Source organism: Acidobacteriota bacterium, from assembly GCA_026393675.1.
Taxonomy (GTDB): Bacteria; Acidobacteriota; Vicinamibacteria; order Vicinamibacterales; family JAKQTR01; genus JBAXOX01.
In genome coordinates this window covers 1-21,066 of the sequence record JAPKZQ010000037.1, presented here as the reverse complement: position 1 = coordinate 21,066, position 21,066 = coordinate 1, and the positions used below count along the sequence as shown (strand labels likewise).

Genomic DNA, 21,066 nt, shown 5'->3' with positions numbered 1-21,066 from the left:
ATACAGGTCCCGCTTCTGCTGGAGGTCTCACGACCTCACGCAGGGGACCGCGCTACCCTACTGCTCAGCGGTTCATAGGGGTGGGCTCCTTTCATCCCACGAGGAACACGCCGCTTCACGGCGCACCAAAACGCGCCTTGACGGGGCTTGTCGCCGACCTCACGATTGGGGGGCCCTCACCCCCAGCCGGTCTTGGCCCTCACGGCACGTTTTGCAGACTGACGCCCTTCGACTTCGCTCAGGACTTCGCTGTCGGCTTGGTTCGAGGGGCCGCTCAGCGAATCGCCGCGTCACCTCCGTGCCGCAGCCCCGCGGGACTCTTCCGAATCCCGAATCCGCGATCCCGAACCCCGTCTGCCGCAGGCTCTTCGCGTCAGTACCCAATCGCTCCCCCGTCGGGCGCCCGGCGGTCGCAACCGCCATCGAGCTTCTTGTCCCGCGGGTTGAGCACAATGGCTTCGGCCACACCCTGCGCGCCTCCGGCCTGAAGCTGGTGCCCCCGGGCCTTCAGGATCGCGATGGTGTCGGGCGAGAACCCATTGCGTTCATAGGTGATCCGATCCGGCAGCCACTGATGGTGGAACCGCGCCGCGTCGACCGCCTCCTGTGCGTTCATCCCGAAATCGACGACGTTCAGAATCGTGTGCAGGACGGTGTTGATGATTGTGCGTCCGCCCGGGCTGCCCGTCACCATGAACAGTTGCCCGTCCTTCGCCAGGATGGTCGGCGTCATGCTCGACAGCATGCGCTTTCCGGGCGCCGCCATGTTCGGTTCGGTCCCGATCAGCCCTGCGGCCGTCGTCAGTCCCGGCCCGGCATTGAAATCGCCCATCTCGTTGTTCAGCAGGAAGCCCGCGCCTGGCACCACGATCATCGAACCGTAGCCGCCTTCGAGCGTGTAGGTCATCGACACCGCGTTGCGCGCTTCGTCGACCACCGAGAGATGCGTGGTCTCCTCGGGCTCGATCGGCCATTCGAAACTGGTCGGCGATGACGGAGACGCGCGGTCGGGCTTGATGGCTTTTCGCAGTTCGGCGGCATACGGCTTTGAGATCAGACGGGCGATCGGCATCTGCGGATTAAACGCCGGGTCACCCAGGTACCGGGCGCGGTCCGCGTACGCGCGGCGCATGGCCTCGGTCATCAGGTGGATGGACTGTGCGGACCCGTATCCGCTTGCCGCCAGGTCGTACCCCTCGAGCATGTTCAGCATTTCGACCAGGGCCGTGCCACCCGAACTGATGGGCGGCATGGAGATCACGTCGTAGCCACGATACGAGCCCCGGATGGGCGTGCGCTTCTCGGGTTTGTATGCTTTCAGATCGGCGCGTGTGATGAGACCGCCCTTGGCCTTCATCTCCTTCTCGATGAGCGTGGCGGTCTCGCCGTCGTAGAAGCCGGCCGGGCCCTGTTCTGCAATCCGTGCGAGCGTGCGCCCCAGGTCAGGTTGCTTGAAGGTCTCGCCGGCCTCGTACGGCACGCCGGCCTTCGAGAACTGCGCGATCGACGCCGGGTACTTCTTCATTTCCGGCAGCACGCCCCTGAGCGAGCGGGCAAGCCCCTCGGAGAGCACGAAACCGTCACGAGCCAGCGCCACGGCGGGTTCGACCAGCCGCTTCCACGGCAGCTTGCCGTGTTCCTTCCACGCCGCGTGCAGGCCGGCCACGGTGCCCGGCACGCCGACCGACAGATAGCCCTGGTGGTGGATGGTCGAGTCGTACTTCCCTTCCTTGAGGAACATGGTCGGCGACGACCCCGTCGGCGCCATCTCGCGGAAGTCGTACGCCACCGGGTCGCCCGCTGCCGGCCGAAACACGATGAATCCGCCGCCGCCGATGTTGCCAGCGGTCGGATGCACGACGGCCAACGCGAATGCGGTGGCGACGGCCGCATCAATCGCCGTGCCGCCCTCCTTCAGCACGTCGACGCCGGCCTTCGAAGCGATCGCGTTCTGAGACACCACCATGCCGTGCGTGGCACGGGCTGGCACCGAAGCAGTGGATGCCGGCCCGACGGCCGCGACGATGAGCAGCAGAATGATCAGCAGACGAGATTTCATCGGAACCTTTCTCCCTTTATCCTACTTCTGCACGACGTAAGCCGGGCCGTGCAGCACGCGGCCTGGCCGCGCGGCGGTCATGTGCCCATCCTCGAGCACGACGTCCCCGTTGACGATCACGCGGCTGACGCCAACGGCATACTGATGCGGCTGCTCGTATGTCGCCGTGTCGCCAATCCGGTCGGCATCCCAGATCGCGATGTCGGCCTTCATCCCCGGTCGCAGCAGGCCGCGATCGTGCAGGCCGGCGCGCCATGCTGGAAATGAGGTCATCCGCCGTACGGCGTCGGCCAGCGTGATGACGTGCCGCTCGCGCACGTAGCGCCCGAGCACGCGCACAAACGTGCCATAGCTGCGCGGATGCGGCGAGGCCTTGCCGAAGACCGGCACCTCCCCGTCCGATCCGATCATGGTCTCGGGTGCCTTGAGAATCCGCTCGAGGTCGCCTTCGTCAATCGCGTGGAAAATCCCCTGCGCCCCGCCCTGCTCCACAATCCACAGGACGGAGTCGGCCGCGTTCTCGAGCGTCGGCTCGGCACCCCGTGCGCGCGTGATATCGGCGAGGTTTTTTCCGGCCAATTTCGGATCCCACGTGCACGACGACACGGCCACGTTCTTGGCGTCCCCGCCGCCTCGCTCGAGCCGCATCGATTCGACAATGGCCGGCTTCATCTTCGCCCGAAGCGCAGGGTTCTTGATCCGCGCCACGACCTCGGCGTTCGTGCCTTCGAGCGCCCACGGCGGCAGCAGCACGCTGATGCTCGTCGCCGACGCGGTATACGGGTACTGATCAATGGTCACGTCGACGCCACGCGCACGCGCCTCGGCGACCAGCCGCAGTGTCTCGGTGCTCTTGCCCCAGTTGCCGGTGCCAATGATCTTGTGGTGTGTCACCTGCGTCGGCATGTGGCCCTTTTCGCCGACGGCAATCGTCTCCCGGACGCTGTCGAGCACGCCGGCCGCCTCGTTGCGCATATGCGACTGGTACATCCCACCCATCGCGCCCGCGACCGCGGCCAGGGCCTCGACCTCCGCCGGCGGCGTGAAGACGCCGGGCACATAGACCAGGCCTGAACTCAGGCCAAATGCCCCGTCCTTCATCCCCGTCCGCACGAGGTCTTTCATCTTCTCCAGTTCGTCGGGCGTGGCGGGACGGTTGACCCGCCCCATCACCGCCTCGCGCACCGAGCCTTGTCCGATGAACATGGCCCAGTTGGGCGTGATCTTCGTGTTTTGAATGCGATCGAGGAACGGCTTCAGCGGAACCGGCGATCCCCCATCCGGCCCCTCAAACAGCGTCGTCACACCCTGCCGGACGTAGTTGTCGGCAGTCGGCACCTCGAAGATTCCGCGCCGGGCATGCGTATGGATGTCGATGAACCCGGGCGAGACCACCAGTCCGCGCGCGTCGATCTCGCGTTTGCCCTTGCCGGCCAGACCGAAACCGATCGCGACGATCGTGTCGGAGGTCACGGCAACATCTGCGACCACCCACGGGTTCCCCGCGCCATCCAGGACGTGCCCGCCGCGAATCACGAGGTCGTAGGTTGGCGCTGACGGCTGCGCGGTCCACGAACCGAGCCCTGCCGTGACAAGCACCACGAAGGCGACCACTAGAACACGTTTCATGATGACCTCGTTATCAGAATGGTGCGGTTCGCGATTATAGCAGCCGGCCGAGAAAATCAGAGAAATCGGGGGCCTGATGTTGGACAATGGCTGCTCACCTCGGAGGTGTCATGTACGCACTCGCCATCATCCGGTATCGCCGGCCGATTGAAGAAGTCCTCGCCCACTATGAGGCCCATCGCGCCTACCTGCAGCAGTTGAAGAAGGAGGGCGTGCTGGTGGCCTCCGGGCCGCTGGAGCCGCGATTCGGCGGCGCGCTTCTGCTGCGCGTGCCCGACGCCGCGGCCGAACAGGCGATGGACCGGGTGAGGGACAACGACCCTTACTGGAAGGCCGGCGTAGCGCAATACGAACTGCTCGGCTGGAACGTCAAGACGGGTCGTGAGGATCTGGACCGCGCCTGACGCTATCGCCGCGGTCCATCCTGATCAGACGGCGTGCGCCAGAGCTGGAACTGGCTCAGCACCGAGCCGCCAACGAACTCTCTCAGAATCGAGTTCTCCGGTACGACATCGGTTTGCGCGGGGCGGAACCACTGCAGGAATGACAGCAGCCGGTTTGCCTCGAGGAACTCGGGCGTGAAGGGCCGCACCTGCAGCAGCAGCGGCTCGGCGAACGGCCGAAGCACCGCCATCTCGTACGTCAGCGACGAATTGAACACGGCGTCCGCATTCTCCTGGAAGCAGAAAATGTGCTGCTTCTCGCCCCGCATCACGGCCGGCCACCGGCGCAGCGTGTCGGTGGCGTTGTAACCGCGCGCCGAGGCATCGCGCACGGTCCGCCGGATCAGCCGGCAATCGGACGTGCTGACGCGGTTGTGGCGGTCCAGGTTCAACTGCGTCAACGCCGACACGTAGATGCGGAAGACACTTTCCGGCGGAATGTTGGTCGCCAGCTCCGGATTCAATCCGTGAATGCCCTCGACGATGATCAGGTGATCGGGTTCGAGCGTGATGGTCGGCCCGGCCTCGCGGTTGCCCGTGATGAAATTGTAGCGAGGCAGATCGGTCGGCCGGCCATCGATGAGCGACCGGAGATGGGCGTTGAACAGATCCAGATCGAGCGCCCGAATGGTCTCATAGTCGTACTCCCCGCTCGCATCTCGCGGCGTCCGCGATCGATCGACAAAGTAGTCATCCAGCCCGAGCGGCAGCGGCCGCAGACCGTTGGCCAGTAACTGGATCGCGAGCCGCTTGGAAAACGTCGTCTTGCCAGACGAACTGGGTCCCGCGATGAGCACCACACGAATCCGCCGGCTCGACGACGCGATCTCGTCGGCGATGCGGGCCAGGCCCGCCTCGTGCAGCGCTTCCGACACCAGCGAAATCTCAGGCAACCGGCCGGCGACAATCGAGTCGTTCAGTGCGCCGACATTGCGGATGCCCAGCCGGTCGTGCCAGTGGCCGGCCTGCTCGAACACGGCGAACAGCTTCGGGTAAGGGGTGGTCGGCGTGACGACGGTAGGGGTCTGCTGATGCGGAAACTGCAGCATGAAGCCCGGTGGCATGACCTGCAGCGCAAAATAGCGCAGGCAGCCAGTCGACGGCACCATGTATCCCTGGAAGAAGTCACGCCGTCCCTTCAGCGAGTACAGCTCGATGGTCGGCCGTGCGCGGTGGGCCAGCAGCCGGGCCGTATCCCCCTCGCCTCGCCCGCGGAACAGCTCGATGGCTTCGGCCACCGGTACGGCCGATCGCGTAATCGGCACGTCCTCGGCCACGATCTCCCGCATCCGGCGTTCGAGGGCCGCCAGATCATCCTGCGTAAACGGCGCCCCTCCCAGGGTCTCGCAGAAGTACGCGCCGGTCGTCGTGGCCGAATGCTCGATGTAGACGTCCGCATCCGGGAACACATCGGCCTTCGCCACGACCATCAGGAAGACGATCGAACGACGGTAGATGCGTGCCCCGTCGGTGCTACCCGCCGAGAGCGGCGTGACATCCGAGTCGTGCGACAACGGCCAGGTGAGTTCGCGAAGCCGCCCATTGACAATGGCGGCCACCATCGGCACCTCGGGTGATCCATAGGCGACGCGCAGGATGTCTCCGACGGGCGTGCCTGGGGGCGCCTCGAAGATGCTGCCATCCGGAAACGTCGCCTGCACGCTGGTTCGCGGCACACCTGGAACAATGTTATTCATACTGACGTCAGCTGACCTTCCTGATCGAGTCCCACCACAGGTAGACACAGATCGCGGCAAACATCCCCGCCGACACGAGTTGTGACACCGGATCGAAGTCGAAGAATGGTAAATTGATGAAACTCTCCGCGTAACAGACGTGCAGGCCCCAGAACGACGGGTACCAGCCATCGCAGGGAATCAGTCGCAGCGCCGCGCCGATGACACCGCCAAGCGCGCCGCCCGCCATGAATCCCGACGCGATGATCACGCCGCGCTCGCGCATCAGTTGGCCGCGTTCCCCTCCGGTCGCCACCGATCGCTTGTCGACGTAGTGCGCCAGCACGCCGCCCACCAGCGCCGGCAGATTCAGTTCGAGCGGGAGATACATCCCCAGCGCGAAGACCAGTGGCGGCACGCTCAACATCTCCATCGTCACCGCAATCATGGCGCCCGCGGCAAACAAGAGATAGGCCACCGGCTGGTGGCTCATGAAGCCCTCGACCAGCGCCTTCATGATCGACGCCTGGGGCGCGGCGAGCACCTGCTTGGCGTTGCCCGCGACCGCCTCACCGAACTGGTATCCCTGGGCCAGCATGACGATGGCCAGACCGGCCGCCAGAGCGGAGGCGACAACGCCGAGCAGCTTGACACGCTGCTGCGCGGCGGGCGTCGACCCGAGCCAGTACCCGGTCTTCAGGTCGGTGATCATCTGTCCCGACACCGAGAGCGCCGTGCAGACCATGCCGGCGATCGCCATCACGAAGAACATCCCGGTCTGACCCGACAGACCAAACTCGAGCAAGACCACCGACGAGAAGATGATCGTCAGCATGGTCATGCCAGACACCGGGTTCCGGGCCACGGTGGCAATCGCGTTGGCGGCCACCGACGCAAAGAAGAACGAGAACACCAGCGTCATGGCCAGGCCAACCAGCAGCACCGTGAATGACGGCGCCAGCCTGCCGAAGAACACGGCGATGCCGAGTGCCGACACCACGACGCCCAGCAGCAGGGCCATCAACGGGAGATCACGATCCGTGCGCTCCTCAGTGGCGGCCTTGCCGGCTCGGAACGCCTTGAAGGCAATGCCGAACGACCCGGCAACGATGCGCAGCGACTTGATGATGCCGAACAGGCCTGCCGTCGCGATCGCCCCGACGCCGACAAACCGCACGTAGCCTCGGAAAATCTGCGTGGCCGTCATGTCGGCGATGGGGATCGTCCCGGGCGAAACAATCCCGTCCGGGAAGTTCTGGCCAATCATCCAGATGAGCGGCACCAGGACGAAGTTGGCCAGCACGCCGCCGGCCACCAGTAGCATCGACGACCGCAGACCCATCACGTAGCCGAGGCCGAGGATGAAGGCGACCGCGTCGAAACTGGTGGCGATCTTGGCCTTGTCGGCCAGCGACTTGACAACCGGCACGAACCGGAAGTCGATGTACTCCTTCCACACCTGGAAGGTCGTGACGAAGAAATCGTACACGCCGGCGATGATGGTGGCTTGAACGAGCAGTTTGGCTTGCGAGCCGCCCTTTTCGCCGGTGACCAGCACTTCGGTGATCGCCGTGGCCTCGGGGTACGGGAACTGGCCGTGCATCTCGCGCACGAAGTACCGCCGCAGCGGGATCAGGAACAGCAGCCCGAGGCATCCGCCAGCCAGGCAGATGAAGATGGTCTGCACGGGGTGCGGGTTGAGGTTCAGGATGTAGAGTGCGGGCAGCGTGAAGATCGCGCCCGCCACCACCGCGCCCGACGTGCCCCCGATGCCCGTGATGATGACGTTTTCGAGCAGCGTCGAACGGCGGCGATACACGCGCGCCAGGCCAATCGCCAGAATCGAGATCGGGATCGCCGCTTCCATCACCTGGCCGACCTTGAGCCCGGAGTATGCCGACGCCAGGGTGAAGATCACGCAGAAGACCAGGCCCCAAAGCACCGAGCGCCAGGTGGTCTCCGCCATCACGGAGCTGGCCGGCACCACGGGCTGATACGTCTCTCCCGGTTGGAGCATCTTGTAGGCGTTGGCGGGAAGGGCGCTCGTCTCCGGCGCGGCAACGGGCGTGGACATGCATCCTCCAGTTAGGACCCGGGTCCTCAGACCCGCGAGCGAGCGGGCGCGCACGAAGTCTACCGCAACCGATAATTGAGGTCAGACCCCTTTTTCGCGGTCGGGCCGGAAAAATGGGGTCTGACCCCATTTTCTCGCTCAGCGGGCGTCGCGCATCAGCAGACCGCCCCGGTACAACAGGTACAACGCCCCTGTCTGGACCACGTGAAACAGATCATTGTGGTTGAACTGCGGGTGCGGCGCAATCCGAAGTACCTGGATGAGCGCTGCTACGACGGATACCCCGACTCCGGCCGTGATCCAGCCCGCGGCGTTGGTGAGACCGCTCGGCCTTGTCAGCCACGCGAGCAGCACCACGCCGACAAGCGCCGATGAGTAATCGACGATGACGATGAGAAAGTCGCTGTGGGACGAGATCCAGAAGAGGTAGCACGCCAGTTTCACGATGACGATCCACACCAGTACCCGCCGGAACACCCCGCCCGTGCCTGCCACGGCCGCGGCCGCCAGCAGCGCGGCGCTGCCGAAGCCTGTGGCGGCCAGCGTGAGCGTCCACATCCACGTGGCCACCCTCGGCGGCAGCATCTCGATGAACCCGTGGTACGACCCGCCGACCAGCGCCGCGACGGCGGTCATCACGAGCGCCGTCGCCCACAGCCGCATGGCCATCTGGCCTTCCGACTCACCCTGACGAAATACGCGGATGGCCAGCGCGAGCGCCACGGCGCCCATCACATAGTCGGTGGCCATCGTCATCGGTTCGGCGATCTGCATGCAGGCTCCCCCACGACCTCAGGGCGGGCACGGCCGCCTTCGCCTGCGGCTACGGCGTGCCGAGGGGGCCCGCCCCTACGGGTTCCTCCCGACGTCAGAATCCCGATTGCCACGCCAGAACCCTCAGACGGGTTCGACAGGCTCACCGCAGGCAGGCTCCCTGGGATCGCCACGCTCCAGCGTGGCCGGGACGCGGGCCGGGCTGTCCGCCTCCGCGCCAGAGCGCTACGGCGAGACCTCGACCGTAGCTCAACGAGCGAAGTCGGGGAGCCCGGAGTTCCCAGGAATTCGCCCGTTACACGGCCCACCCGAATCCCGCTTGCCCGCCATAGCCGAAGGCGAAGGCGGGAATCCCGTCTAGCGACGACTGTCCTCCCGGCCACGCTATGATAGGGCAGCTGTCGCCCAGCCGGCGTACGTTTTCGCTGCCCGCCTGCGTTGCCGTTCGTGAGGAGCGTGTCGATGAGCCCGCGTGCCCCCGATGATGCCCGCCGCCAATTCCTGCTGCGCGTTCTCCGAATCGGCGCCGCCAGCGCGGGCACGATTGGACTTGGCGCTTTTCTTGGCGGCCGGAGCCGACGCCCGGAGGAAGGCGCCGCGACCGGACTCGGCCGCGATCACGCCGTCGCGGCCAACGCCGCGCTGCCGGAGATGGTCGTCGCGCAGGGGCCGTCGCCGCAGCTCCTCGTCCAGAAGGCGATTGACGATATCGGCGGCATGTCACGCTTTGTATCGGCAGCCGACACGGTCCTGATCAAGCCCAATATCGCGTGGGACCGCTCCGCCGAAGAGGCCGCCACGACCAATCCTGACGTGGTCGCCGAGCTGGTGCGGCTGTGCCTGGCAGCCGGCGCGCGTTCCGTCATCGTCACCGACGTCTCCTGCAATGATGCGGAGAGCTGCTTTGCGCGCAGCGGCATCGCCGATGCCGCGCGGCGGGCGGGTGCGGAGGTGGTGCTGCCCGACACCCGGCACATGCGACAGGTGGATCTGAAGGGCGGCACGCTCGGTGTCTGGCCGGTGCTCGAGCCGTTTCTCGACGCCACCAAAGTGATCAACGTGCCGATTGCCAAACACCACAGCCTGACCGGTGTCACGCTGGGCATGAAGAACTGGTACGGCATCATCGGCGGCAATCGCAGCCGCCTCCATCAGCGCATCCACGAGAGCATCGTCGACCTGGCTGCCTTCGCGCGGCCCACACTGACGGTGCTGGACGCCAATCGTGTGCTGATGCGAAACGGCCCGACCGGCGGCGGCGTCGACAACGTCGAGCAGCGCAACACCGTGATTGTGAGCACCGACCAGGTCGCCGTGGATGCGTATGCCGCCAAGGCGTGGTGGAACCTCGACGTCCCCCGACTCCGGTTCCTGCAATTGGCCGAAGAGCGGGGCCTTGGCAGAACCGACTTCGCGTCGCTCCGGACGCACGTGCTGCAGGTGTAAGGCGATGAGGGGAACCACATTGCGCCGGCTTCGCCTCGCGTCGCAGATCACGTTTTTTCTGCTCTTCGTCTTCCTGCTGCTACGAACCGAGTTCCCGGGGTCGGTGCGTTCTGCCGGCGCCGATGTGCGCGTGCCCTACCCGGTGAGTCTGTTTCTCGAGACCGACCCGCTGGTGGCGCTCGCGACAGCGCTCTCAACCGCATCACTCTATCGGCACCTCCTCTGGGCCGTGCCCTTCGTCTTGCTGGCACTGATCGTCGGGCGCGGCTTCTGCGGATGGATGTGCCCGCTTGGGTCGCTGCACCACTTCGTCGGCAGCATGAAGTCGGAGCGGAAGCGCGGGCCGAAGCTGCTCGAATCGAACCGGTACAAGCGCTGGCAGAGCGCCAAGTACTACGTGCTGACCGTCGTGCTCGTGATGGCGCTCTTCGGCTCGGTGGCCGGACTGCTGCTCGATCCGTTGTCGTTTCTCGTCCGGTCCATGGCCACGGCCGTACTGCCCGTCCTGAACTACGGTCTACGGGCGTCGCTTGACTGGGCGCATGAACTGCCCCTCGGTCCAGCGAGAGTCGGCGTGAGCGGAGTCGCGACGGTCCTGGACGCGACGGTACTGAGCTTCCGCCAACCGCACTTCCATCAGGCGCTGGCCATCGGGCTGCTCTTCGCGTTTGTCCTCGTGCTCAACATGCGCGTCACGCGGTTCTGGTGCCGGGCGATCTGCCCGCTTGGTGCCATGCTGGGCGTGGTATCGCGTTGGTCGTTTGTCCAACTACAGAAGCACGACGAGAAGTGCAACGACTGCAAACGATGTGAGTTGCACTGCCAGGGGGGCGATGATCCGATCCCGGGCGCCATCTGGCGGAAAGCCGAGTGTCATCTCTGCATGAACTGCCTGGGTGACTGTCCGGAAGGCGGGTTGTCGTTCACATGGTCGGGCCGGCCCGGCAAACAGACGCGCGAAACACCTCAACTCCAGCGGCGAGCCGTCGTCACGAGCCTTGTCGCGGGCGCGGTTGGGCTGCCGCTGCTGCGCACGGGGCCTGGGGTCAAGGCCGCCGGCGATCCTCTCCTCATCAGGCCTCCAGGGTCAGTCGACGAAGAGCATTTCCTCGATCGCTGCATCCGGTGCGGAGACTGCATGAAGGTCTGTCCGAACAACGCCTTGCACCCGGCGCTGTTCGAAGCCGGCGTAGAGGGCCTGTGGTCGCCGGTGCTCGTACCGCGAATCGGCTACTGCGAGCCGAATTGCACGTTGTGCACCCAGGTATGCCCAACCGGCGCGATCTGGGAGATGACGGTGGCCGAGAAGATTGGCAGTCCGGCCAGGATGGCACCGGACGGTACGGTGCAGCAACCTGGGCGGGATCCGAACCGGATCGGCACCGCGTTCTACGATCGTGGCCGGTGCCTCCCGTGGGCGATGGGCATCGAGTGCATCGTGTGCGAAGAATGGTGCCCGACGTCGCCGAAGGCCATCTACCTGGTACCAGCCCAGGTGACGGATGCGACGGGCCAGACCAAAACCGTGCGCCAGCCGTACGTCGAACCCAAACGCTGCACCGGTTGCGGCGCGTGCGAGTTTGCCTGCCCCATCAAGGGCCGGCCGGCAGTGTACGTCACCAGCGCCGGCGAAAGCCGCTCCAAAGCAAACCAGTTCCTGTTGCCCGAGAATCAGCCCCTGCAGAGGTCGTGATGAGGAAGTCCCGCTCGTATCGCTCAATGGACACCTCGACGACGGTCACGCGTCGCGAGTTCGTGAAGACGGTCGGTGTGTGCTCGGCCGCAGCCGGCACGATCGTGCTCGGCGTGCCAAGCAGCGACGCGCAGACACCCGCGCCCGCGCCACCGGCGACCAACATTGACGACTTCATGAAGGCTCCGCGAGGCAAGCACGCCCTGCCTGGCCCATTCCCTGGCAAAGTCGTCGAGGTCAAAGACAAGCGGGCACTGGTCGACGATAAGCCCGACGCGAAAGTCGTCGCCGAGATGTTCGAGCGCGGCGTTCGAACGCTGACGGCCAAAGACATGAAGCAGAGCTTCGGCCTCTTCTTCGAGTCGGGCGACATCGTGGGGATCAAGGTGAATCCGGTCGGACCGCCGCTGATTCACACGAAGATCGAACTGACCCAGGCGGTGGTCCGCTGGCTGATGGACAACAAGGTGCCCGCCAATCACATCGTCATCTGGGATCGCTTCGACTACATGCTGAAGGACGCGGGCTACACGCCCGACAAGTTCCCCGCCGGCGTGACGATCGAGGGCCTGCAGACGATGGACGAGGAGGGAAACAAATGGCGGGACGCGTCGGGCAATCACGTCAGCCTCAACAACTTCGATCGCAACGTGTTCTATTACGCGAAGGACGTGGTCGGCAAGGGTGTCAAAGGCTACAAAGACGACGAGTTCTACCTGAACCAACACGTGTTCAACGGGGAATACTCGTATTTCGGCAAGCTGCTGACCACGCGCCTGACCAAGATCGTGAACCTGGCGGCGTTCAAGAACACGGGGCCCGGAATCTCGATGGCCACCAAGAACCTGGGCTACGGGTCAATCTGCAACACGGGCCGGTTGCACGCTCCCCTGTTCTTCAATGTGTGCACCGAAGTGCTGGCGGCGCCCGTCATTCGCGAGAAGCTCGTGCTGAATGTGACCGATGCCCTGCGCGCGCAGTACGAGGGAGGCCCGGACAAGAACGCGCAGTTCGTCTACAACAACCACACCCTGTATTTCGCGACCGATCCGTTCGCGCTCGACATGGTCTGTCACAGGCAGATCACCGCGAAGCGCAAAGAGATGGGAATCACCGTCAACGAGAACCCGCGATTCACGGAGTACCTCCGCTACGCCGAGAAGTTGGGCCTGGGTGTGGTAGCGGATGACAAAGTGAATCACACGCGCATCGACGTGTGACGGGATTCGGGATTCGGGATTCGGGATTCGGGAATACTGCGGAGAACACTTCCATGGGACGCGTGCGCTCTCGATTCTTCACCTGCCTGGCTGGGACGATCCTGGCCCTCGCGCTGCCGACGTCCATGATTCACGTGCCCGATGTTGACGGGGTGGCGACCGCGCAGGCCATGCCACTTGATGCCGGTCTGTTACCAGCGGATAAGTTCTTCGAGGCGTGGAGCAAGTCGGGCAGACCGAAGGTCTTCACGAAGGCCGATCTCTACGGGCGCATTGACGGCGGCGCCGAGGCGTTTCTGGAAATTGGGTTCGATCAGTTGCTGGTGCAGCAGTTTCGCACCGCTCCGGCCGGGCCCGAGATCGTCGTCGAGATCTACCGCATGAGCGACGCCACGGCCGCTCGCGGCATCTACTTGTCGAAGTGCGGCGCCGAAAAGCGCGATCCATCGTTCCGCGAGCGTCACACCGTCAACCGCTACCAGTTGATGTTCCAGCGCGATCGCTATTTCGTGATTGTCGGGAACGCGTCCGGCAAGGAGACGCTTCAGCCCACCCTGGTGAAGTTCGGCGGCGCGCTCGCGGCCAGGATGCCGGCCGACGGCCCCGTCGCGGTGCTGGATCTGCTCGAAAAGCGAGATCTCGTGGCCGGTTCCGAGCGCATCATGCGCGGGGCGTTCGGGCTGCAGGCCGTCTACACGCTGGGCGAGGGCGACGTGCTCCAACTGGGCGGCAAGCTGGCGGCGGCGGCCGGCGACTACAAGATTGCCGGACTCGGCGCGATCACAAAGATCATCGTCACCTACCCCACCCCGGCGGCCGCGACCTCGGCGCTCCGCAACATCAAGGCGCGGCTGGATTCGTACCTGAAGCCGACGCTGTCGACAAACACGCGACTCGTGTTCCGCGATTTCGAGAAGAAATACGGGTCGGTTCAGCTCGACCGATCGCGGATCGAGATCCTCCTCCACATGACCGTCGAGCCGAAATAACGTCTTGCCGCCCAACGCCCACGTTTCAGCCGTGGCGCCTCATGATCGCGCCAGGCGCCGTCAGTTGCAAGCGTTGTGGGTGGCCGGATCGATGTTGACGCTGTCGCACGGCGCCGCCTTACCTGCCCCGCGGTGGGTAGAGCCGCGAGGCAATGATGCCATACAGGCTGAATTCGACGAGCCCGCCAAGGAACCACTGCGCAGCCACAACGGCAGGAATGGGAAAGAGCACGTATTGATTGAGGTCGACGAGGAGGCCCGCAAGAAGCGCGAAGAACAGGCCGTAGCCCAAACCCTCACGCAACGAACCGTTCCGTGCAAAACGGTCGTAGCCCCATACGAAGACCATGACGATTCCGGCTGTGAGCAACAGAGAGAGCCAGGCCTTCTCGGCGAGATCGGGACGGCGTAGGTGTTGTACCGAGGCGTTCGCAGCGCGGAGCACGACGAGGTGAACGAACGCGTTCCACGCAATCGCGACAAGCAGTAGAACGCCACAGGTGAGAAGGAAGCGCTTTGTCCGCATAGAACATTCGAGAATCGGCCCGCCCAACGACCGCGCTTCAGCTGCGGCGGTGCCTCATGATCATGCCTGGCGCCGTCCGCTGCAAGCGCTCGTTGGGCGGCGCCAAGCGGGAATAGCTGCGGATGGGGACTATTCTCGACGTTTCACTGAACCCCGCGAACGACGGAGCCGTTACTCATGCGCTGCGTGCCCGCTTTCGTAGCTGCTTCGCCCAGAGTGTGAGCCAGAGAGCGGCAAGCACGATCAGCCACAGCGTGAGCTTGAGGAAAACGAGCTCCTGATACCAGACAGTGCGAACACTCTCCCAGGTCGCCCCAGGTCCCCAGAAGGACACAACCCAGAGAGGCTGCGTGGCCATGACCCCGAGGTACAGATCCCATTGAAACGCGGAGAATACGGACGCGATGAGGAACGTCCACCATGCGGCTACCGCCGCGGCGTGAACCCTGATCTGAAACGTGTCATCCATGGCACCCTCCAGCCACATAGGAACTTACCGCCGATTCATTCTGCGTGGGTGGTCGAAGCCGCCCAACGATCCGCGCTCACCCGCCGGCGCTTACGATACCACCGGGGCAGGCCGGGTGCAGCGCCTTGTTGGGCGAACACATATTGCATCAATGTACACTTAGATGTACATTCTAGAGTATGTCCCACCGGTATTCCATCGCAGAGGCGCGAAGTAGCCTCCCCAGCATCGTCGACCAGGCCGAAGCCGGAGTCGAGATCCAACTGACTCGCCGGGGTAAGCCAGTCGCTGCTGTTGTCGCTCTCCGAGTTCTTGAACGCCTGCGAGGCGACCGACCCGGGTTCCGCACGGCCTACCAAGATTTCCTGAAGCGGTACTCGCTCGACGAAGTTGGACTCGATAACGACTTCTTCGCGCCCTTCCGGGAGAAGAGCGGTGGGCGCAAGGTCTCGCTATGACGTTGCGGTATCTGCTGGACACGAGCACCGTCTCTTCACCGATCTCCAAGATTCCCGACGCGGACATCGTCGAGCAACTCGACGAACATGGACACGAATGCGCCATCGCGGCGCCGGTGTGGCACGAATTGACGTACGGATGCAGCCGCCTACCGCCGGGTCGGCGCCGAGCGGCCTTGGAGACCTACTTGAAGGATGTCGTACGCGCGTCATTTCCGATCTTGCCCTACGATGACGTGGCGGCCACGTGGCATGGTCACGAGCGAGCACGACTGGAAGCACGTGGCCGACCGGTCCCGTACGTAGACGGGCAAATCGCCGCGATTGCCCACGCCAGCAAGCTCGTGCTCGTCACGGTCAACACCAGGGACTTTTCGCGCTTCACCGACCTGAGAGTCGAGAACTGGTCGAAACGGCGCGCTCGCAGTTGAGTCCGATCAGCCGCATCTCCCCTGCCCGCCCAACGCTCGGCTTGAGCCGCGCGCCGCGGCGACATCATCGCACAGGACAGCAGGCGCGACGGCTCCATTTGCGTGTTAGAGCGCATCGGGTTCATTGGCAACCGCGGCCACGATCGAGCACGAGGATATGATCCGGCGCACTACAGGCGTACGGACACGCGAACTCCCCTGAGATCTTCACAGATACCCAGCAATAGCCGTCGGTCGATCCCGTCGCTGTGCCGCTCACGCGGCAAGGCGCATCCTCCGGCTTGAGCACGCCGACATTCTGGCCGTCAAGATTGAAGGTGAAGTCGACTTGATTCCCGGTGACCGTTCCCTCAATAGCGCCGGAGGCCGTGCCAAAAATGTACAGTGTTCCGGACAACCTGTTGCCCGATTGTGCCAGCGAGATCCTGCCGCCACCGCGTGGTGCCACGCCGTATCCTGGCGGCAACGTCGCCCCGCATGAAGGCGCCGCTGAGACCGACATGGACCAGTCTCCCGTCAACGTGCGGGCCACGGGGCTCGGCGCCGTAGTAGAACAACCGAACATTAGCGTTGCGCCCAGAACGATCGAAGTGACGGGCCCGTGCAAGATCAGCCTGGGACGCTTACTCCGACGCGATCTGTCTGTGCGCATTTTGTGTCCCGCCTCTGTCCGCCTAACGACTGCAACTGAGCCGCGGCGCGCTCATTCGCCAGCGCCGTCGGCTCCAGTTGCGTTGGACGGCCAGCGATCATCGCTTGAGTCCGAACCACTGAAAGCCGTTTGCCTGGTGGCTGTTCATCGTCTGAACCTGGATGTCGTCGATCGCCACTGGTTCATAATCCTCAGTCAGCGGTAGAGTCGAGGAGAAGCGCGGTGGCGTGCAGGACCGGCGGCGCCAAAAGCGCGCGGCGTCTTTCGTTGCTGCGCTCGCCGAGTGGTCCATCGCTCCGTTTCTCCTCCCCGCTCATCGAACCGGGCGTGCGGATTTCCCGCACCCGGCTCTCGGACGAGTTTCACGTGAAGGCATGCGCCGAAGCGTGCGAGTAGGATTCGGGGGAACGAACGCCCAATCTCCCAAACACATCGCGGATGGGAAACTGTCGGTAGCCAGGTCCAGCGATTTTGTGCCGTCGGCGGAGAAAGCGCCGGACCGTGTGGTACAAGTGCTGTTCCACATTGTGCCGGGCCGTCGTCACCGAGCCGTAGGAGAAGTAGGCGCACCAGCCCCGCACGGTGCGGTTGAGGTCGCGCGCCACGTCGTCCCACGGCGCCTGGTTGCCGCGCCACAGTCGCCGACGAATGTGCTTCCGGATGGAGGCGACCGCCTTCCGAGAAGGCTGGGCACCGTTGTAGCGTCCGCCGGTTCGCGGTGAGTACAACGGACCGAAGGTGTAGCCGAGGAAGTCGAACGATTCACGTCGGACATTGCACACACGCGTCTTGTCTTCGTTCAGCGCGAGCCCGATGCTGGCCATCCACCGCCGAATCGTGTCGAGTACCTCTGCGGCGTCGTGCCGACAGAGGACCACGAAGTCATCAGCATAGGTCACCAGCACCGCGCCGTACCGCCCGTCAAGCCCGTATTTGCGAAACGCCTTGATGAACCGATGCATGTAGATGTTCGCCAACAGCGGCGACGCCACCCCACCCTGCGGTGTCCCTCGTGTCGCCTTCTTTCCGCCACTCATCCGTCGATGCCCCCGCTCGTCGGTCTCCTCGACCGGCGCCTTCAGCCACATCTTGATGAGATGCAGCATCTTCCCATCACTGATGCGGCGCGCGACGCACCGCAGGAGTGCTGAGTGCGGAATCGTATCGAAGTACTTGGACAAATCAGCGTCAACCACTTCGGTGTGCCCCTCATCAATCGCCACGTGGACGGCCCGCACGGCATCGAGCGCACCGCGCTTGGGACGGTACCCATAGGCCGCGTCATCGAAGTCCGCTTCGAAGATCGGTTCGAGCACCAGCGTCGCCGCGGTCTCCACGACCCGGTCACGGATCGTGGGTATACCGAGCGGCCGCTGGCCCACGCCACTGGCTTTCGGAATCATCACGCGTCTGACCGGCTGCGGTTTGTAGCGTCCGGTCCGAACCTCCTCTCGCAATTCGCCGAGCCAGCGTTCCACCCCATAGACCTCGATGCGCGCAAACGTTTCCCCGTCCACACCTGGCGCTCCGCCATTCGCCCGGCTGAGCGCGAATGCGTGTGCGAGGATGTCTTCACGCCACACCTTGTCATACAGAAAATGGAACCGCCGCGTCGGCTCCTGCTTGGCCTTCACGTACAGCGCTCGTTGGAGCGTCCGGATTCGTTCGGGAGTTGCCAGGCTCACGCCAATCCCCCTCTCCTCAGCTCGTCCAAGCGCGCCTCGAACCAGGGCTCCTTCCCTCCACCGGCGTTACCCGGTTTCGGCAGTACTATGAGCCCCTCCGACTCCTGTCGTGCCCGTCTCCCGATGGAGCCGTTGCCAGATTCCCCTGACAGCCCGACAGGCCTCCCGTGTTGCGAATCACCGCGTGTGTACGTGCCGCGCCCACTACCCCGGCGAGCAGGTCGACCTTCGCTTGTCGGTCGTTCTGGTCGACCTCGACGGCCTTCGTCTATTGAGAGGAGACTCGGCGCCCGCATTCAAACTTTCGAGGCCTGCTCAGGCTTCACTCACGTTGCGGCCCGTACACTCGCTGGCCCGCCCGAAGCGGACCTCTGTCCCCGGAGCTTCGATGGCTCGGTCGCCCTCGCCATCGCCCGGGTAGCTACCAAGGCGTACCGACACCTCCTCGGACCGGACTCTCACCGGCTGCGTTGATTCACCTTTCACGGCGCACTCTCAATCCATTGGCGGTCGTGGTGCCGCACCGTCACGCCCTCGGGCAAATCAAACACCCCGTACGTTCCATGCGTCGGTTCGTCGCGGACGTATCGCTGGATATTTCGGACATCGGACTGGAGCCACAGGTCGCTGATGTATAAAAGACCGCCGGGGCGTAGGACCCTTCCGAGTTCTCGGAGAATCCCACGCTGGCCCTCGTCGCTTGGCACGCATGTAAGGACGGTAAACAACAACGTTGCGTCGACCGATGCCTCGGCAAGAGCAAGGCGAGGAGAATCGACAAGCTGTTCAACAACAATTGATGGAAAGCGCTGCCGCGCAGCGGCAACCATTGAAGGGGCTGGATCGACCCCAATCAGATTTTGATAACCGTGGCTATGCAGGAGTCCCAGCACGCGACCGTAACCGCAACCGAAGTCCAGAATACGGCTACCGGGATCCAGCCATCGGGTCACCCGTTGGAAGTTCACCGGGTGGCCGAACGGCTTGCCCGGGCCGGCCCGGTTCCAGTAGTCGATCTGATGATCCAGATCTTGCATAGGTTTTCGCGCCGTCTAACGATCGCGGCTCAGCCGCGGACGCGCTGCGTCAGGGTCGCCGGCCGTCGGCTGCGGCGCCTGTTCGGCAGCGTTGTTCTCCACCACCTTGGGCGGCGCCGGGTCTATGAACTCAAGCAGTTCAACGGGCGCCCCGTCATGAACGATGAATGCGACGCGCACCCCAGGCGACAGTGCATTTGGAGCGATGAGGACTTCCTTGCCCTCGAGGGCTTCGTCGAGATTATCAACCGCGAAGGCTATGTGCGGCGTGGCCTTTACGATGGCCGGCACTGGACGCCAAGGTGGTCGAGGTATCGCTCTCCGGCGCGAGGCCCCGTGTGCGGAATGCCGAGGTGATGGTACCGCCACCCGAGCTTGGCAATCGCAGTTGGTGAATCTTGGGGATGTCGCTTCTCGGTCATGAGCATGCCGTGTCGGTATTCGATGGATCCCGTAGTCCCGTTAGTCAATCCGCGTGTTTCGTCTGCCCAACGTTCGCGCTTCAGCCGCGGCACGCTCGCCGCCGCCTCCAGCGCGTTGTTGGGCCGCGATCCGGTCGTCAGCGATTGAGATTGTACAGGGCAACTACCCAACCTGGCGGTTCAGGATCGCCGCGGAAACTAACCGCCATTCCTCGACTCTTCATCCACCGCCACAGCCAGGTCGGCCCAGACTTCGTAACCAGTGTGTCCTTGGTCTGATATGCCGGATCGACCATCGCCGCCTCCAGCGTAATGAATTGATAGCCGCGCTGTTCGAGCCTCGTCAACAGAATATCGAGAACACCTGCGTTGATGTCGTTCGCATGGAGAAGAATCGTCTGAGGAATATCGTGGTCGAACACCTGTGGTGACATGCGTTCCGCGAATTCCGTAGCGCTGATCACGAAATCGACATAGGCCATACCAAGACGACGAGCCGTTGCGGGGTCGTTGCCATTCGTCGCGCGGACGAAGCCGACGTTGAAGATGAAGTCCGAACTGTCGATGGTATGTGGAGCCACCCTATACCCACGCGCTTCGAGAAACCGTTCAATCGCCTCCTTTTTGTCTTTCGTATCCCCGGTATGGGTTTGAGGATGCCGAAAGAACAGCGGGTAGGGCTGGCGCGGACGCATGAGCCCACCGATGATGGCAGCTCCTTTGGTGATTTCAGCTTCGAACTCTTCAACGGATTGAGTGTTGAAATCCGCATGTGAATACGTGTGGTTGCCGAGAATCGCACCGCTATCGACCCACTGCTGAAGCAGCGCGAGCCGGGCGGAAGTCTCCCCGCCGAGGCTGACTTTGGCCTCATTCACAAACGCGACAGCTGGCGCCTTATGCGACGCAAGAACGCGAAGTAACTCGCCGGTCACGCGCTGAACTTTCGACAACTGAGCGTCTCCGACGTCTACATAGGGAACGTCGTCAAATGTCAGCGCCATCGAACGCGGCACGAGCGTGGCCTGAGCTGACGCGCCGGTGAAACCAGGCCATCCCGCAACCAGCGCGGCCCCAGTTGCGAACGCGCCAACGATTGCAGCCCAAGAGCGCCTGGTCCTCATGTTTCCCCGTGCTGATGATCAATCGGCCCCACGAACTGAGTTGTCTTCGTCGGCCCAACGACTGCGGCTCACCCGCAGCCGCTCACTCCTACTCCGGCGGCTGTCGGGTGCAGCCGCTGTTAGCCAGTTTCTAGTTACACGAATGCACCTATCGGCCGAACGCCCCGCGTGGGGATTCGAGCTTGAACGCAAGACGCTCCGTCACCACGTCCGATCCGCACTGTCCGTAATCTTCCCACCGGAGAGTCGTATGCCATAG

19 protein-coding genes are annotated in these 21,066 nt (G+C 64.0%); 7 read left to right on the top strand and 12 right to left on the bottom strand.

The window, feature by feature from the left end; all coding sequences use genetic code 11:
• Window positions 1-373 precede the first annotated feature (373 nt).
• Both ggt and NT151_08995 read right to left on the bottom strand, forming a co-directional pair.
• The gene (gene ggt / locus NT151_09000; GenBank protein ID MCX6539055.1) at window positions 374-2,059 is read right to left on the bottom strand and encodes a gamma-glutamyltransferase; all 1,686 of its coding nucleotides are present in this window, start codon (window positions 2,057-2,059) and stop codon (window positions 374-376) included.
• A gap of 21 nt (window positions 2,060-2,080) precedes the next feature.
• The gene (locus tag NT151_08995) at window positions 2,081-3,688 is read right to left on the bottom strand and encodes a D-aminoacylase (protein ID MCX6539054.1); all 1,608 of its coding nucleotides are present in this window, start codon (window positions 3,686-3,688) and stop codon (window positions 2,081-2,083) included.
• Window positions 3,689-3,798: 110 nt separating this feature from the next.
• Here NT151_08995 and NT151_08990 point away from each other — a divergent pair, with 110 nt between their 5' ends.
• Complete coding sequence (locus NT151_08990) at window positions 3,799-4,092, top strand: YciI family protein (GenBank protein ID MCX6539053.1); 294 nt, start codon at window positions 3,799-3,801, stop codon at window positions 4,090-4,092.
• A gap of 2 nt (window positions 4,093-4,094) precedes the next feature.
• On the opposite strand, the gene NT151_08985 is transcribed toward NT151_08990, so the two are convergent.
• The 3 genes from NT151_08985 to NT151_08975 form a co-directional block, all read right to left on the bottom strand.
• Entirely contained in the window at window positions 4,095-5,828 is a 1,734-nt protein-coding gene (locus tag NT151_08985) for a nucleoside kinase (GenBank protein MCX6539052.1), read from the bottom strand.
• A 7-nt stretch (window positions 5,829-5,835) separates the two neighbouring features.
• The gene (locus NT151_08980; protein MCX6539051.1) at window positions 5,836-7,881 is read right to left on the bottom strand and encodes an oligopeptide transporter, OPT family; all 2,046 of its coding nucleotides are present in this window, start codon (window positions 7,879-7,881) and stop codon (window positions 5,836-5,838) included.
• Between the two features lie 138 nt (window positions 7,882-8,019).
• Window positions 8,020-8,655, bottom strand: a complete 636-nt coding sequence (locus tag NT151_08975) for a hypothetical protein (protein MCX6539050.1) — start codon at window positions 8,653-8,655, stop codon at window positions 8,020-8,022.
• Between the two features lie 462 nt (window positions 8,656-9,117).
• On the opposite strand from NT151_08975, the gene NT151_08970 reads away from it, so the two are divergent.
• The 4 genes from NT151_08970 to NT151_08955 are packed head-to-tail and all read left to right on the top strand — an operon-like array spanning window position 9,118 to window position 14,003.
• Window positions 9,118-10,101 (top strand): DUF362 domain-containing protein, encoded by a 984-nt coding sequence (locus NT151_08970; GenBank protein MCX6539049.1) that lies wholly within the window; start codon window positions 9,118-9,120, stop codon window positions 10,099-10,101.
• Between the two features lie 4 nt (window positions 10,102-10,105).
• Entirely contained in the window at window positions 10,106-11,794 is a 1,689-nt protein-coding gene (locus NT151_08965; GenBank protein MCX6539048.1) for a 4Fe-4S binding protein, read from the top strand.
• The gene (locus NT151_08960; GenBank protein ID MCX6539047.1) at window positions 11,794-13,014 is read left to right on the top strand and encodes a DUF362 domain-containing protein; all 1,221 of its coding nucleotides are present in this window, start codon (window positions 11,794-11,796) and stop codon (window positions 13,012-13,014) included. Before NT151_08965 ends, NT151_08960 begins: the two co-directional genes overlap by 1 nt.
• A 53-nt stretch (window positions 13,015-13,067) precedes the next feature.
• Complete coding sequence (locus tag NT151_08955; GenBank protein MCX6539046.1) at window positions 13,068-14,003, top strand: hypothetical protein; 936 nt, start codon at window positions 13,068-13,070, stop codon at window positions 14,001-14,003.
• A gap of 118 nt (window positions 14,004-14,121) precedes the next feature.
• On the opposite strand, the gene NT151_08950 is transcribed toward NT151_08955, so the two are convergent.
• A complete protein-coding gene (locus NT151_08950) occupies window positions 14,122-14,529 on the bottom strand; it encodes a hypothetical protein (protein ID MCX6539045.1) in 408 nt (135 codons plus the stop codon).
• A gap of 175 nt (window positions 14,530-14,704) precedes the next feature.
• Window positions 14,705-14,998: a hypothetical protein gene (locus tag NT151_08945; protein MCX6539044.1), complete on the bottom strand. Its 294-nt coding sequence runs from the start codon at window positions 14,996-14,998 to the stop codon at window positions 14,705-14,707.
• Window positions 14,999-15,177: 179 nt separating this feature from the next.
• On the opposite strand from NT151_08945, the gene NT151_08940 reads away from it, so the two are divergent.
• Together NT151_08940 and NT151_08935 are read left to right on the top strand one after the other, a co-directional pair.
• Window positions 15,178-15,456 (top strand): type II toxin-antitoxin system prevent-host-death family antitoxin, encoded by a 279-nt coding sequence (locus NT151_08940; protein ID MCX6539043.1) that lies wholly within the window; start codon window positions 15,178-15,180, stop codon window positions 15,454-15,456.
• A complete protein-coding gene (locus NT151_08935; protein MCX6539042.1) occupies window positions 15,453-15,887 on the top strand; it encodes a type II toxin-antitoxin system VapC family toxin in 435 nt (144 codons plus the stop codon). The genes NT151_08940 and NT151_08935 overlap by 4 nt, the downstream gene beginning before the upstream one ends.
• A gap of 121 nt (window positions 15,888-16,008) precedes the next feature.
• Here the strand turns inward: NT151_08935 and NT151_08930 are convergent, their stop codons facing one another.
• The 5 genes from NT151_08930 to NT151_08910 form a co-directional block, all read right to left on the bottom strand.
• Window positions 16,009-16,335 (bottom strand): hypothetical protein, encoded by a 327-nt coding sequence (locus tag NT151_08930; GenBank protein MCX6539041.1) that lies wholly within the window; start codon window positions 16,333-16,335, stop codon window positions 16,009-16,011.
• A 566-nt stretch (window positions 16,336-16,901) separates the two neighbouring features.
• A complete protein-coding gene (gene ltrA / locus NT151_08925; GenBank protein ID MCX6539040.1) occupies window positions 16,902-18,224 on the bottom strand; it encodes a group II intron reverse transcriptase/maturase in 1,323 nt (440 codons plus the stop codon).
• Between the two features lie 482 nt (window positions 18,225-18,706).
• Window positions 18,707-19,261: a class I SAM-dependent methyltransferase gene (locus NT151_08920; GenBank protein MCX6539039.1), complete on the bottom strand. Its 555-nt coding sequence runs from the start codon at window positions 19,259-19,261 to the stop codon at window positions 18,707-18,709.
• 15 nt (window positions 19,262-19,276) lie between these two features.
• Entirely contained in the window at window positions 19,277-19,552 is a 276-nt protein-coding gene (locus tag NT151_08915) for a hypothetical protein (GenBank protein MCX6539038.1), read from the bottom strand.
• A gap of 268 nt (window positions 19,553-19,820) precedes the next feature.
• Window positions 19,821-20,687, bottom strand: a complete 867-nt coding sequence (locus NT151_08910; GenBank protein MCX6539037.1) for a polysaccharide deacetylase family protein — start codon at window positions 20,685-20,687, stop codon at window positions 19,821-19,823.
• Between the last annotated feature and the right edge of the window lie 379 nt (window positions 20,688-21,066).